Source organism: Mycobacterium bohemicum DSM 44277 (assembly GCF_001053185.1).
In the GTDB taxonomy this organism is placed as follows: domain Bacteria; phylum Actinomycetota; class Actinomycetes; order Mycobacteriales; family Mycobacteriaceae; genus Mycobacterium; species Mycobacterium bohemicum.
This window is the reverse complement of sequence record NZ_CSTD01000006.1, coordinates 137218-150792: the sequence shown is the minus strand read 5'-3', so window position 1 is coordinate 150792 and position 13575 is coordinate 137218. Positions and strand designations below refer to the sequence as shown.

The window sequence follows — 13575 nt, the reverse complement described above, 5'->3', positions numbered from 1 at the left end:
TCAGGTGCCGCAAAACGTTCGGTAGGCGCCGAAATCGTCGGGCGCCGGGCTGGCGTAACGCTGGAGCCCGGGCCGTTCGTCATAGGGGGCCGTCACGGCGTCGAGCAGCCGGCCGAGGGGGGCGAGGTCGCCGCTCGTCGCCGCGGCCAGCGCCTCCTCGACCAGATGGTTGCGGGGGATGTAGACGGGGTTGGCGCGGTCCATGACGCCGGCGTCGGGGCCCAGGGCCCGCCAGCGCGACATCCATTCGTCGAACCCCGCGAGGTCGATGAACAGGCCGCGGGCCGGCTCGGCGTCACCGCGGGCGGCGCGGCCGAGGTGGCGGAAGAACGAGCTGTAGTCGACGCGGCTCTCCTTGAGCAGGCGAAGCAGGTCGTCGATCAACGGCGTGACGGCCCCCTCCCCGGCGTCGGCCGGCAAACCTAGCTTCGCGCGCATGCCGGACGACCACACCTCGTCGTAGCGCGACTGGAAGACGCCGAACGCCGCCTCGGCCAGTGCCACCGCCCGGCCGGCATCGTCGGAAAGCAGCGGGAGCAGCGCCTCGGCGAACCGCGCGAGGTTCCACCCGGCGATCAGGGGCTGATTGCCATACGCGTAGCGCCCCCAGAAATCGATCGAGCTGAAGACCGTGTCGGGGTCGTATGACTCCATGAAGGCGCACGGTCCGTAGTCGATCGTCTCGCCCGAGATCGTCATGTTGTCGGTGTTCATCACCCCGTGGACGAACCCGATCAGCATCCATTGGGCCATCAGCGACGCTTGCGCGGCGACCACCGCCTCGTAGAACGCGAGGTACGGGTTGTCGGCCTCCGCCGCTGCGGGGTAGTGGCGGGCTATCGCGTGGTCCGCCAGCCGCCGCAGCAGGCCGCTGTCACCGGCGACGGCGGCGTATTGAAAGCTGCCGACCCGCAGGTGACTGGTGGCGACCCGGACCAGGACCGCCCCGGGAAGCGGCGTCTCGCGCTGGACCTCGCGCCCGGTACCGACGACGGCCAGCGAACGCGTCGTGGCGACACCCAGAGCGTGCATCGCCTCGCTGACGATGTATTCGCGCAGCATTGGGCCGACCGCCGCCAGGCCGTCCCCGCCGCGCGCGAACGGCGTCGGACCCGAACCCTTGAGGTGGATGTCGCGGGTGCGGCCCTGGGAGTCGACGACCTCACCCAGCAGCAGCGCGCGCCCGTCGCCCAGCTGCGGGACGAAGCCGCCGAACTGGTGGCCGGCGTAGGCCTGCGCCACCGGGCTGGCGCCGCGGGGCAGCGCGTTGCCGGCCAGGAACCTCAGCCCGTCGGGACCCTGGAGCCACGCCGCGTCGAGACCCAGGTCGCCAGCCAGCCGCTCGTTGAGGACGAGCAACCGCGGCTCGGGAAGCGGCTCGGCTTGCCATCGGACGGCCATTTCCGGCAACTCGCGAAAGAACCGGTCCTGCAGGGTCGGCGCAGCGCTCACTTCTCCCAGACTACGGACGTCGTCGGCCAAGACCGGGGAGAGTGTGCGCCGTCAGCCCAGGGCGTGTCCGATCAGGTCGCGGGCGCGATCGAGCATCGAGGCGAACGGGCCGAGGGCGAAGTTGAGCTTGGCCGATTCCACGCCGGGATGCGGTCGCGTCGGCGCGATCGCCTCGGCGGCCCGCACCGCGGACCCCATCCGTTCCAAGTCATCGGTGTCGAGGTTGCGCTGCAGGACGGGGAACTCCTCGCTCTCCTCGTGCGCGGCGTGGTCGAGCACCGCCTCACGCAGCTTGGTCAGCTCGCCGACGAACTCCTGCGAGGTGATGTCGAGCTTTTCGATCTGCGCCAACAACTCCTTGGCTTCGTGTTCCTCTTTCAGCCGGGCGTCGACGATGTCGTCCCCGGAGTCCGTCTCGCGGCGCACCCGGGGATGCACGATCATCTCCTCGGCCGTTTCGTGGACCGCCAGCAATTGGCGCAACTTGACGAACGGCTCTTCGCGCGCTTCGGGATTCGATGCGTGCAGCACCTCGTCGAACATGTCCTCGATCAGGTTGTGCTGCGCTTTGAGGAACGCGACGACTTCGTCGGGCGATTCGATAATCATCTCGGCCATCGCCGATACCTCCGATGAGTGTGGAGTTGAGCAACGCGGGCAGGGCGGTGCACCGTATTACCGAGAGATACCCGACCCGGGCGCGCCTGAAACGTCGCAGCTTACCCGGGCCGCGGGAGGGCCGAAAAGCGTTGGGGTGCAAGACGAATCGGCTGCACGGCTGCCCCGCGGTGGGCGCGGGCGTCCGCCGGACCCGCACGCGCCGTTCGCGCAGGTCGCGCCGGTGTGCGGGGCATGGTGACCACCCCGATACCGTGCCGCTACGGTTAGGGAACTCGAATCGGCACGTTCGGAAATGATGATGGCCACTGAACACGCAATGTATGAACACGTCGACAGCCACGCGGTCGACCCCGATGACATCGGCTCGCGGCTCGACCCGGTCCTGGCGCGCAGCTGGCTGCTGGTCAACGGCGCGCACGCCGACCGATTCCAGTCCGCGGCGCACTCACGCGCCGACATCGTGGTCCTCGACATCGAGGACGCGGTAGCGCCCAAGGACAAGCAGGCCGCCCGCGAGAACGTCGTGCGTTGGCTCGGCGCCGGTAACACCGATTGGGTGCGGATCAACGGTTTCGGCACACCGTGGTGGGCCGACGATCTGAGCGCCCTGGAGGGCACTTGCGTGGGCGGGGTGATGCTGGCGATGGTCGAATCGGTGGACCACATCACCGAGACGGCGAAAAGGCTGCCCGGCGTTCCGATCGTGGCGCTCGTCGAAACGGCGCGGGGCCTCGAGCGGATCACCGAGATCGCCGCCGCGAAGGGCACCTTCCGACTGGCCTTCGGCATCGGGGATTTCCGCCGCGACACCGGTTTCGGCGACGACCCGAGCACCCTGGCGTACACGCGGTCCCGCTTCACCATCGCCGCCAAGGCGGCCAACCTGCCGAGCGCGATCGACGGACCGACCATCGGATCGAACGCCTTGAAGCTCATCGAGGCGACAGCGGTTTCGGTCGAATTCGGGATGACCGGCAAGATCTGCCTGTCGCCCGACCAGTGTGCCGTGGTCAACGAGGGACTTTCGCCGTCGCAGGACGAGATCGCCTGGGCCAAGGAGTTTTTCGCCGAGTTCGAGCGCGACGGGGGAGAGATCCGCAACGGGTCGGACCTCCCGCGCATCGCCCGCGCCACCAAGATCCTCGAGCTGGCCCGTGCGTACGGCATCGAGGTGTCGCAATTCGAGGACGAGAGGGTCCACTCGCCGGCACCGTCGGACACCTACCACTACTGACGGTGGCGCGGGTCTACGACGACGTGGAGTCCTGGTCGACCGGATCGGGACGCGCGGCCTGCGCAAGGGCGACCCGCGGGCGGGAGCTCGATGACAACCCGGCAGTGGCGGACCTGGGCGAGCTGGTCGAGCGGGGTTCGTGACCCTGGTTACCGCCACCCACGACGCCGACGCCAGCCAGTCGGCGGCCCTGGCGCGGCTGCTTCGGTAGGCTCCCCGTTGACATGAGCGAGCCCATCAGCCGGCCGGCCGTGCTGCCGCGCGAACTGACCGATATCAGCGACGAGGTCCGCAACGTGCCGCCGCCGCCGGGCGCCGCGGACGTTCCCGCGCCCTACGCCTTCCGCCTCGCCGACCCGGACGCCGACGCGGACATGATCGCCGAATGGATGAATCGGCCCGGGCTCGCCGAAGCCTGGGAGTACGCCTGGCCGGCCGAGCGCTGGCGGCGCTATCTGCGCGCCCAGCTCGACGGCAGCTATTCGCGGCCATTCCTGGCCAGCCAGGATGGGCAAGACCACGCGTACATCGAATTGTACCGGGCGGCAAAGGATTCCATCGCGACCCGATATGAAGCCGACCCGTACGACCTGGGCATCCACGCCGCCATCGCCGACGAGGAATTCGTCAACCGTGGGATCGCCGGCTTCGTGCTGCCACACTTCGTGGCCAGCGTTCTGGGGCGGGACCCGTTGTGCCGCAGGATCATGTTCGATCCCGACCATCGCAACAAGGCCGCGCGGCGATTCTGCGAGCGCGCCGGTTGCGCGTTTCTCGGGGAGCACGACATGTCGAATCGCCGGATGGCGCTCTACGCGCTGGCCCGCACGCCGCAGGACGTGCCCCGCGTTCGTCAGGCCTGACCGATCCGCTGGGCGGCCCACTGACCGAGCGCCGCGGCCGCCATTCCGAGGGTGACGCTGACGACGATGTTGCCCACCGCCGCCCAGTTCTGGCGCTCTTCGCCGAGTCGTTGGGTTTCTAGCATCCAGGTGGAGAAGGTGGTGTAGGCGCCGACGAACGCGGTGCCGGCGAGCAGGGCGGCCTCCTTGCCCAGCGCCAGGCCGCCGAGGAAAGCCAGCAGAGCCGCGCCGCTGACGTTGACGGCCAGCGTGCCGAACGGAAACCAGCGCGCCATTCGGCGGGCCACCGCGCGATCCACCGCGAACCGCAGCACCGACCCGACGCCGCCCAGCAGCGCGACGCCGGCCCAGACCCCGACCGTCGTGGCCCCGGTGCCGGTCATGAGCGCACCCGCGCCCGGCGGACCCAGCCGCTGGCCAGATGCACGGCCAACAGCCCGAGCGCGATGCTGGCGACGGTGTAGCCGGCGGCCAGGGCCCAGTGACCGTGTTCGATCATCCCCAGCGTTTCCACCTGCACCGTCGAGAAGGTCGTCAGGCCACCGCAGAACCCGGTGCCCAGCAGCGGGCGCCGGTAACTCGACACCGGCAACCGCTCCAGCAGGCGAGTCGTGAAGTAGCCCACCAGAAACGCGCCCGCGATGTTCACGGCGAAGGTCGACCACGGCCAGTGCTCCGAGTCGCGGACGGTGACGGCTTGCACCACCACGCGGGCCAGCGTGCCGAGCGCTCCGCCGACGAAAACCGCAGCCAGGTCGCGATAGTCGCGGTGTGCCATGGTTGGCTTCCCTTCCGATCGGCGAGTGCTGCGGTTAGCAGCGTAGGGGTTCGACTTACCAGGGGATGAACCCGGGAAGTACCTGAGAAGTCCGGGGCAGCGGGGAGCGTCGGGCACGGGCAGAATTGACAACCATGGCCCACCCGCGCGCCGGTCAGCCGGCCCAGCCCGAAGACCTAGTCAATCTGCCTCACCTGGTGACGGCCTACTATTCGGTTCAGCCTGATCCGAACGACGTTGCCCAGCAGGTGGTGTTCGGCACGTCCGGCCACCGGGGGTCCGCGCTGAACGGGGCCTTCAACGAGGCCCACATCGTGGCGATCACCCAGGCCATCGTCGAATACCGCGCCGCGCAGGGCACCACCGGGCCGCTTTTCATCGGCCGCGACACGCACGGCTTGTCCGAGCCGGCGTGGGTATCGGCGCTGGAGGTGCTCGCCGCCAACGATGTGGTGGCGGTGGTGGACAGCCGCGACCGCTACACGCCGACCCCGGCGGTCAGCCACGCCATCTTGACCTACAACCGCGGCCGCACCGACGCGCTGGCCGACGGCATCGTCGTCACACCGTCGCACAACCCGCCGCCCGATGGGGGTTTCAAGTACAACCCGCCCAACGGCGGCCCCGCGGACACCGATGCGACCAACGCAATTGCCAAGCGCGCCAACGAGATCCTGCGCGACGGCGCGGGTGTCAAGCGGGTTCCGCTGGCGCGTGCGTTGGGCGCCGTCCAGCGCCACGACTACCTGGCCCACTACGTCGACGACCTGCCCAACGTGATCGACATCGAAGCGATCCGCGCGGCCGGGGTCAGGATCGGCGCCGACCCGCTCGGCGGGGCCAGCGTGGATTACTGGGGCGAGATCGCCGACCGCCACCGCCTCGACCTGACCGTGGTCAACCCGCTGGTCGACGCGACGTGGCGGTTCATGACGCTGGACCACGACGGCAAGATCCGGATGGACTGCAGCTCGCCGGACGCGATGGCCTCGCTGATCGCCAACCGGGACCGCTACCAGATCGCCACCGGTAACGACGCCGACGCCGACCGGCACGGCATCGTCACGCCCGACGCGGGGCTGCTGAACCCTAACCACTACCTGGCGGTGGCCATCGACTACCTCTACGCCCACCGGCCGTCGTGGCCGGACGGCATCGCCGTCGGCAAGACCGCGGTCAGCTCGTCGATCATCGACCGGGTGGTGGCCGGCCTCGGCCGCAAGCTCGTCGAGGTGCCGGTCGGGTTCAAGTGGTTCGTCGACGGCCTGATCGGCGGGACCATCGGCTTCGGCGGCGAGGAGTCGGCGGGGGCGTCGTTCCTGCGGCGCGACGGCTCGGTGTGGACCACCGATAAGGACGGCATCATCCTGGCCCTGCTGGCCTCGGAGATCCTGGCGGTCACCGGCCTCAGCCCGTCGCAGCGCTATGAGGAGCTGACCGCCGAATACGGCACGCCGTGCTACGCCCGGGTGGACGCGCCCGCCGACCGGGACCAGAAGGCGCGGCTGTCCGGGCTGTCGCCCGATCAGGTGACCGCGACGGAGCTGGCGGGCGAGCCGATCACCGCCAAGCTCACCGCGGCGCCCGGCAACGGCGCGGCCCTGGGCGGGCTCAAGGTGACCACCGCCAACGCCTGGTTTGCCGCGCGCCCTTCGGGCACCGAAGACGTCTACAAGATCTACGCGGAGTCCTTCAAGGGGCCCGAGCATTTGGCCGAGGTGCAGGAAACCGCCCGCGAGGTGGTGAATAAAGTCATCGGGTGACGTTTTCCCTCCGACTCGCCCGTCCGGGGGGACGTAATTCGGATTCTGCACGGCTGCCGCGCGAAGTTTGGATCCTCAGCTGGGCAAATGTGATGGTCGCGCTGGGCTACGGCGTCATTTCGCCGGCAATGCCCGCCTTTGCCCACACCTTCGGGGTCAGCATCAAGGCGGTGACTTTCTTGGTCACCGTCTTTTCGTTGAGCCGGTTGTGTTTTGCACCGGTCAGCGGAGTGCTGGTGCAGCGGCTCGGCGAGCGGCGCATTTACATCGGTGGTTTGCTGATCGTGGCGTTGGCCACGATCGCGTGTGCGTATTCGCAGGCCTACTGGCAACTGTTGGTGTTCCGCGCCGTCAGCGGCGTCGGCTCGACGATGTTTTATGTCTCGGCGTTGGGGCTGATGATCCACATCAGCCCGCCGGACGCGCGCGGGCGGATCGCGGGGTTGTTCACGACGTCGTTCATGGTGGGCGCGGTCGGCGGGCCGGCGATCGGCGGCCTGACGGCGGGGTGGGGGTTGACCGCGCCGTTCATCGTGTACGGCGTCGCAATGCTGGGCGTGGCGGTGGTGTTGTTCTACGGCCTGCGGCATTCGGAGCTGGCGGCGCCCCCGCCGCCGACACGGTCAACGGTGACGATGCGCCAGGCGCTGCGCTTCCGCGCTTACTGGGCGGCGCTGCTGGCCAATTTTGCGACCGGCTGGGCGGCGTTCGGTCTGCGCGTCGCTCTGGTGCCGTTGTTTCTCTCCGACGTCATGCGCGAAAGCGTCGGCGTGATCGGAGTGGCGCTTGCGGCGTTCGCGGCCGGCAACGCCCTGGCCGTCGTCCCCAGCGGCTATCTGTCTGACCGGATGGGACGGCGCACGTTGATGATCGTCGGCCTGGCGACATCCGGTGTGGCGACCGCCGCGCTGGGAGTCGTCTCCTCGTTGCCGGCGTTCATGGTCGCCGCGGCGGTATCGGGTGCGACGACGGGAATCTTCATGTCGCCGATGCAGGCTTCGGTGGCGGACATCCTCGGCAGCGAGGCGCGCGCCGGCATGCCGGTGGCGGCGGTGCAGATGCTGTCCGACCTGGGTGCCATCGTCGGCTCGATCACGGTCGGTTGGGTCGCCGAGGAGCTGAGCTTCGGCTGGGGTTTCGGCATCAGCGGAATCGTTCTGTTGATCGCCGCCGCCGGCTGGGTGCTGGCCCCGGAGACGCGGACGCTGATCCATCCAGAGTCCGGACTGGTGTCGTCCCAGGCGGACGTGGAGCTGGCCTGAGCAGCAACTTTGAAGGAGGGTTGCCGGTGGTGTAGCTTCGATTGGCACGACTTGGGGCTATGGCGCAGCTGGTAGCGCACCACACTGGCAGTGTGGGGGTCAGGGGTTCGAGTCCCCTTAGCTCCACCAGTCAAGATGCGATTTCAGGGGCCTGATTTTTGAGCGTCTGACGACAACCGTGACGACAACCGTGACTTCTTTGACGACAACCGGCCCGACGATTCGTCGTCAACGTGTTCGAACAGGGCACCCGTCGAGTTCAAGCGTCACGCTGCACCGCGGCGTGCACACAACCGAAATAGCGTCACGGCCGGCGGGACTGCAAGTGCGCATCGGCCTCAAGATCAACGCCGCGGGCCTAAGAACCGCGCATCCCCGGAGCTCTCCGCCGCAGTGGCGAATCGGTTTACGCTGATGCGCGTGGACGGCCACGCCAGCACGGTCGCAGAAATCGGCTGCTGATGCCGCGGGGAAGGCTCCGTGTCTATCTAGGTGCTGCTCCGGGGGTTGGCAAAACCTACGAGATGCTGCTCGAAGGTCACCGCCAGTGCAGGCAGGGTGTCGACTGCGTGATCGGCTTCATCGAGCCGCACGGCCGCCGGGCGACGCAGGAGCTGGTTGACGGGCTGGAGGTAGTGCCCCGACGATATGTCCGGCATCGGGGCGGGATGCTGCCGGAGATGGATGTTGATGCGGTGCTTGCTCGCTGTCCGCAACTGGCGTTGGTCGACGAACTGGCGCACACCAACGCTCCCGGTTCCCGCAATCCGAAACGCTGGCAGGACGTTCAGGAATTACTCGACGCCGGTATCGATGTGCTCACCACGCTCAACATTCAGCATCTGGAGTCATTGGGCGACGTGCTGACCGAGATGACCGGAGTCGAGCAGCGCGAAACACTGCCCGACGCGATGGTGCGCCAGGCCGACGAACTGGAACTCGTGGACTTGTCGCCAGAAGCGTTGCGCCGGCGCATGGTTGCGGGTGACATCTACCCACCCGATCGCATCGACGCGGCGCTGTCGCACTATTTTCGGCCGGGCAATCTCGCCGGGCTGCGGGAACTGGCACTGCTGTGGGTAGCCGGTCGGGTTGATGAGGGCTTGCGCCGTTACCGCAGCGAGCACGGAATCAGCGCCGGCTGGGAGGCCCGGGAACGCATCGTGGTGGGCGTATCCGGTGGCCCGGAAAGCGAGGGGCTGATTCGGCGGGCCGCGCGGCTGGCCGCCCGCACACGCGGAAGCGATCTAATGGCCGTTTACGTGGCGCGCAGCGACGGACGTTTGGGGGCCGACCCGGCCAGATTGGCCAACCTGCGCTCTTCGGTCGAGGGCTTGGGCGGTAGTTGGCATCAGGTAGTCGGCGCCGACGTCAGTAGTGCGCTGGCTCAATTTGCGCGCCACGAAAACGCCACTCAACTGGTGATCGGCGTCAGCCGTCCCAGCGCCGGGTGGAGAATTCTGACCGGCCGGGAAGTGGTGTCCCGCAAGCTGTCTCGGCTGGATGCCACCTTGGATGTGCATTTGGTGACCGACAAGACGCCGGCAAGGTTTGCGACGCGGCTTCCGCAGCTAGGCGGTGTCGATCCGCGCCAGCGGCTGCGGGCGCTGGCGCTGATGGCGGTGTTATTGCCGGCAGTGACAATCTTGTTGGGACTTGTCCGGACGCGGCTGAGCCTGCCGGGTGACTTGTTGGTGTATCTGCTCGTGATCGTTCTGATCGCCGTGGTGGGGGGCTGGTATCCGGCGCTGGTCGCCGCCGTGGTCTCCGTGGTGGCCGCGGATTTCTATTTGACCCGGCCGCTGTATTCGCTCCGGGTTGCGCTGTTCAACGATGCTCTGGCACTGGTCGTGTATGTGGCTGTGGCGGTGCTGGTGAGTTGGACCGTGGAAGTCAGTGCCCGGCGGCGGCGGCTGGCTGCCCGATCGAGCGCCGAGGCCGCGGTGCTGACGTCGATGGCCGAGGCACTGCTGCGTGGGGAGGGCGATCTTCCCCAGCTTTTGGAGTTGGTGCGTGAGACGTTCGGGTTGGACGGGTTGAGTGTGGTGGAACGCCGCACGACCGCGCCGCATGGCCAACCCGATGACAAAGGCGGCTGGATTGTTAGCGCCAGCTGCGGGAATCGCCCCCCGGAGTTGCCCGAGCAGGCCACGGTGCAGGCCGAGCTGGATCCTTCGTCGATGCTTGTCGGGTGCGGCCCGGCATTATCGGCAGCTGATCTGGAGATTTTCACCGCGTGCGCGGCGCAGATCGCTGAGTATCTGGGTCAGCGCAGGCTCAGCCAGCGCGCCGTTGGCGCCGAACAGCAGGCCGAGAGCGAACGTATGCGAACCGCGCTGGCCGCCGCCGCCGGTCGCGCCCTCGCCGAGGGCGTCGACTCCGCCAAGCGGGCCGTCGGGGCGCTACGCGCGATACCAGCTGTGGCGCGGGTTGGTGAGCCGATCGACACGCTGGAGCGTGCGGTGGACCGCATCGGCGTGCTGGCGAACCAACTAGACGATGTGGCCAGGGCCCGGGCCGGTGCGCTGGATGTGCGCATACGTCAGGTGGATGTCGCCGAGGTGGTGGCCGCTGCGCTTGACGAACTCGGCCCCGGTCACCACGCGGTGAATGTCACGTTGCCAGCAGACATGCCCAACGTGATTTCCGATGCTGCGGTGCTCACGCGGGTGGTAACGGCCCTGGCTGCCAACGTGATCCGGCTCAGTTCTCCGGGTGACACGCCAAAGATCGCCGCGACGCTTTGCGGCGACCGGGTCGAAATCCGTTTCCAGACAGGCTATCTTGAGCAAGGGGTTGCCAACGGTCGCGGCGAGTACTTCACCGTTGAGGCGGCGCGCGATCTGCTCGAGGCAATCGACGCGTCGCTACGCATAGAAACCGGTCCGGACAGCGCCCCAGCGGTGATCGTCAGTGTGGCCGCGGCTGGGAATCGAGCGCAAGGTTGAGTTCGACGACGTTGACCACGGTCTCCCCGAGGAAGCCGAGCGCGCGTCCGGTGGTGTGGTCGCGCACCAGCGCCGTCACGGTTTCGGGCGGCAGGTGCCGGGCGGCGGCGACCCGCGGCGTCTGCAGGCCGGCGTTGGCCACCGAGATGTCTGGATCGAGACCTGATCCGGAGCCGGTCACCGCGTCGACGGGCACCGCCGCATCGCCGGGTAGCTGGTTGAAGGCGCGGTAAGCGGCGGCTCGTTCACTGATGGCGGCGAGCAGCTTCGGATCGCCGGGGCCGAGGTTGCTGGCTCCGCTGGCTGTGCCGTCGTAGCCGTTTCCCGCCGCGGAGGGTCGGGGCTGAAAGTACTGGGGCAACGGGTTACCGGCGGGATCTGTAAACGATTGACCGAGCAGGCTTGAGCCGACGACCTGGTTGTCGCGGCTGATTAGCGAGCCGTCGGCCTGGTGCCGGAACGCGAGTTGTCCGATGCCGTAGGTGACGAGCGGGTAGGCGACGCCCAGCAGCACGCTGGCCAGCACAGTGAGCAGGATCGCGGGGACCAGTTGAGCGCGCAGCATCAGTGGATGCCTATCGGCGCGACGATGGCGATGTCGATCAGCTTGATGAGCACGAACGGGGTTATCAGGCCGCCGACACCGTAGATCAGTACATTTCGGCGCAGCATCGCGGTGGCGCCCATCGCCTTGACGCGAACACCGCGCAGTGCCAGCGGGATCATCAGCACGATGATGATCGCGTTGAAGATCACCGCGGAGAGGATCGCGGTGTGCGGGTTGTGCAGGTTGAGGATGTCGATCGCGCCCAGCTCCGGAAAGACGGCATGCACCATCGCCGGGATCGCGACAAAGTATTTGGCGACGTCGTTGCACACCGAGAACGTTGTCAGTGAACCGCGGGTGATCAGCAGTTGCTTTCCGACCTGGACGATCTCCATGAGCTTGGTCGGGTCGCTGTCCAGATCAACCAGATTGCCGGCCTCCTTGGCAGCTTGCGTGCCGCTGTTCATGGCCACCCCGACGTCGGCCAGGGCCAGGGCTGGCGCATCGTTGGTGCCGTCACCGGTCATCGCGACGAGGTCGCCGCCGGCCTGTTCGGCGCGAATCCGGTCCATTTTGTCTTCCGGGGTTGCCTCGGCGATGAATTCGTCGACACCGGCTTCGGCGGCGATGGCCGCGGCAGTGGCCGGATTGTCGCCGGTAACCATCACGGTGCGGATCCCAAACGGCCGCATGGCGCCGAGGCGCTGCGAAATGCCTGGCTTGACAGTGTCTTTGAGGTGGATGATCCCGAGCAAGGTGTTCTCGTCGGCAACAGCCAGCGGGGTGCCGCCGCTGGTGGCGATGCGCGCCACGATCCCATCCGTATCTGGTGGCACGGTGCCGCCGTTGGCCTGTACCCAGTCGCTGACCGCTGCCACGGCGCCTTTGCGGATTTTGCGGTTCGGCAAGTCGATGCCGGACATCTTCGTCTTGGCGCTGAAGTTGACCAGCTTCGCACCGGCGATGTCGCGCGGTTGGCAGCCATCGTGGTGCTGGGCGAACTCCACGATCGAGCGACCCTCGGGGGTTTCGTCGGCCAGCGACGACAGGTGCGCCGCGTCGGCCAAGGCGTGTTCATCGGTGGCGCCGACGGGGACGAACTCGGTGGCCATGCGGTTGCCGAAGGTGATGGTGCCGGTTTTGTCCAGCAACAGCGTGGTCACATCGCCGGCGGCTTCCACTGCCCGCCCCGACATGGCCAGCACGTTGTGGCGGATCATGCGATCCATGCCGGCGATGCCGATCGCTGAAATCAATGCTCCGATGGTGGTCGGTGACAGCAGCACCAGTAGGGCGACCAGCAACACGATCGGCTGCTTGACCCCTGAGAAGATCGCGACCAACTGGAATGTGCTGACAGCGACCAGAAAGATGAACGTCAGGCTGATCAGCACCACGGTCAGGGCGAGCTCGTTTTGCGTTCGTTGCCGGTTGGCGCCCTCCACCAGTCCGATCATGCGATCCAGAAAGGTTTGCCCGGGCGGGGAGGTGATGGATACGACGATGCGGTCGGAGAGCACCACGGTGCCGCCGGTGACCGCTGAGAGATCACCCCCCGATTCCCGCACCACGGGGGCCGACTCACCGGTGATGGCCGATTCGTCGACCATCGCCATCCCCTCGACTACCTCACCGTCGCCGGGGATCGCCTGTCCAGCCTCGACGACACAGCGGTCGCCGACTTTCAGCTCCGTGGAGGGCGTGTCCTTTGTGGTGCCGTCGGGCTGCAGAACGTAGGCGACGGTGTCCTGCCGGGCGCGGCGCAACGCGTCGGCGTGGGCCTTGCCGCGGCCCTCGGCCATCGCGTCGGCAAAGTTGCCGAACAGCACCGTAAACCACAAGAACAGCACCACCAGACCGGTGAATAGGTTGTCTGCCGCACTGGATCTGGGTGCGTCGCGCACAAACAGCACCGTGGTCCAGATGCTGCCGACATAGACCACGAACATCACCGGCTTGTGCACCATCAAGCGTGGATCGAGTTTGAGCAGCGCATCGACGACGGCCCTGCGCACGATCCGGGGATCGAGGATCGACAACTCGCGCAGCTGGCGCGTTTCGCGGCCCAGGTGCCGACCGGGTGGGACAGTCGTCTGCGTCGTCATCG

Annotated in this window: 12 protein-coding genes and 1 tRNA gene; 7 read left to right on the top strand and 6 right to left on the bottom strand. The window is 67.6% G+C overall.

Annotation, left to right across the window (positions count from 1 at the left end):
- Window positions 1-1452 (bottom strand): protein adenylyltransferase SelO, encoded by a 1452-nt coding sequence (locus BN971_RS22500; RefSeq protein ID WP_085181893.1) that lies wholly within the window; start codon window positions 1450-1452, stop codon window positions 1-3.
- Between the two features lie 51 nt (window positions 1453-1503).
- Entirely contained in the window at window positions 1504-2070 is a 567-nt protein-coding gene (locus tag BN971_RS22495) for a hemerythrin domain-containing protein (protein WP_085181892.1), read from the bottom strand.
- A gap of 319 nt (window positions 2071-2389) precedes the next feature.
- On the opposite strand from BN971_RS22495, the gene BN971_RS22490 reads away from it, so the two are divergent.
- The 3 genes from BN971_RS22490 to BN971_RS22485 all read left to right on the top strand — a co-directional run bounded on the left by BN971_RS22490 (window position 2390) and on the right by BN971_RS22485 (window position 4170).
- A complete protein-coding gene (locus BN971_RS22490; protein WP_085181891.1) occupies window positions 2390-3307 on the top strand; it encodes an HpcH/HpaI aldolase/citrate lyase family protein in 918 nt (305 codons plus the stop codon).
- Between the two features lie 2 nt (window positions 3308-3309).
- On the top strand, window positions 3310-3450 hold the full coding sequence (locus BN971_RS25225; RefSeq protein WP_169718625.1) for a hypothetical protein: 141 nt from the start codon (window positions 3310-3312) through the stop codon (window positions 3448-3450).
- An 81-nt stretch (window positions 3451-3531) separates the two neighbouring features.
- The gene (locus BN971_RS22485; RefSeq protein ID WP_085181890.1) at window positions 3532-4170 is read left to right on the top strand and encodes a GNAT family N-acetyltransferase; all 639 of its coding nucleotides are present in this window, start codon (window positions 3532-3534) and stop codon (window positions 4168-4170) included.
- Here the strand turns inward: BN971_RS22485 and crcB (BN971_RS22480) are convergent.
- Window positions 4161-4553: a fluoride efflux transporter CrcB gene (crcB, locus tag BN971_RS22480; RefSeq protein ID WP_085181889.1), complete on the bottom strand. Its 393-nt coding sequence runs from the start codon at window positions 4551-4553 to the stop codon at window positions 4161-4163. The genes BN971_RS22485 and crcB (BN971_RS22480) overlap by 10 nt on opposite strands.
- Complete coding sequence (gene crcB / locus BN971_RS22475) at window positions 4550-4948, bottom strand: fluoride efflux transporter CrcB (protein WP_085181888.1); 399 nt, start codon at window positions 4946-4948, stop codon at window positions 4550-4552. Before crcB (BN971_RS22475) ends, crcB (BN971_RS22480) begins: the two co-directional genes overlap by 4 nt.
- Before the next feature lie 134 nt (window positions 4949-5082).
- Between crcB (BN971_RS22475) and pgm the strand changes: the two genes are divergently transcribed.
- The 4 genes from pgm to BN971_RS22455 all read left to right on the top strand — a co-directional run bounded on the left by pgm (window position 5083) and on the right by BN971_RS22455 (window position 10921).
- Window positions 5083-6711: a phosphoglucomutase (alpha-D-glucose-1,6-bisphosphate-dependent) gene (pgm, locus tag BN971_RS22470; protein WP_085181887.1), complete on the top strand. Its 1629-nt coding sequence runs from the start codon at window positions 5083-5085 to the stop codon at window positions 6709-6711.
- Between the two features lie 92 nt (window positions 6712-6803).
- Window positions 6804-7973, top strand: coding sequence for an MFS transporter (locus tag BN971_RS22465; RefSeq protein ID WP_085181886.1), 1170 nt, complete (start codon window positions 6804-6806; stop codon window positions 7971-7973).
- Between the two features lie 53 nt (window positions 7974-8026).
- Window positions 8027-8102, top strand: a tRNA-Ala gene (locus tag BN971_RS22460).
- A 332-nt stretch (window positions 8103-8434) separates the two neighbouring features.
- Window positions 8435-10921 (top strand): DUF4118 domain-containing protein, encoded by a 2487-nt coding sequence (locus tag BN971_RS22455; RefSeq protein WP_085181885.1) that lies wholly within the window; start codon window positions 8435-8437, stop codon window positions 10919-10921.
- On the opposite strand, the gene kdpC is transcribed toward BN971_RS22455, so the two are convergent.
- Window positions 10884-11483, bottom strand: a complete 600-nt coding sequence (gene kdpC, locus BN971_RS22450) for a K(+)-transporting ATPase subunit C (protein ID WP_308203743.1) — start codon at window positions 11481-11483, stop codon at window positions 10884-10886. The genes BN971_RS22455 and kdpC overlap by 38 nt on opposite strands.
- 2 nt (window positions 11484-11485) lie before the next feature.
- A complete protein-coding gene (kdpB, locus tag BN971_RS22445) occupies window positions 11486-13573 on the bottom strand; it encodes a potassium-transporting ATPase subunit KdpB (RefSeq protein ID WP_085181883.1) in 2088 nt (695 codons plus the stop codon).
- Window positions 13574-13575: the final 2 nt, after the last annotated feature.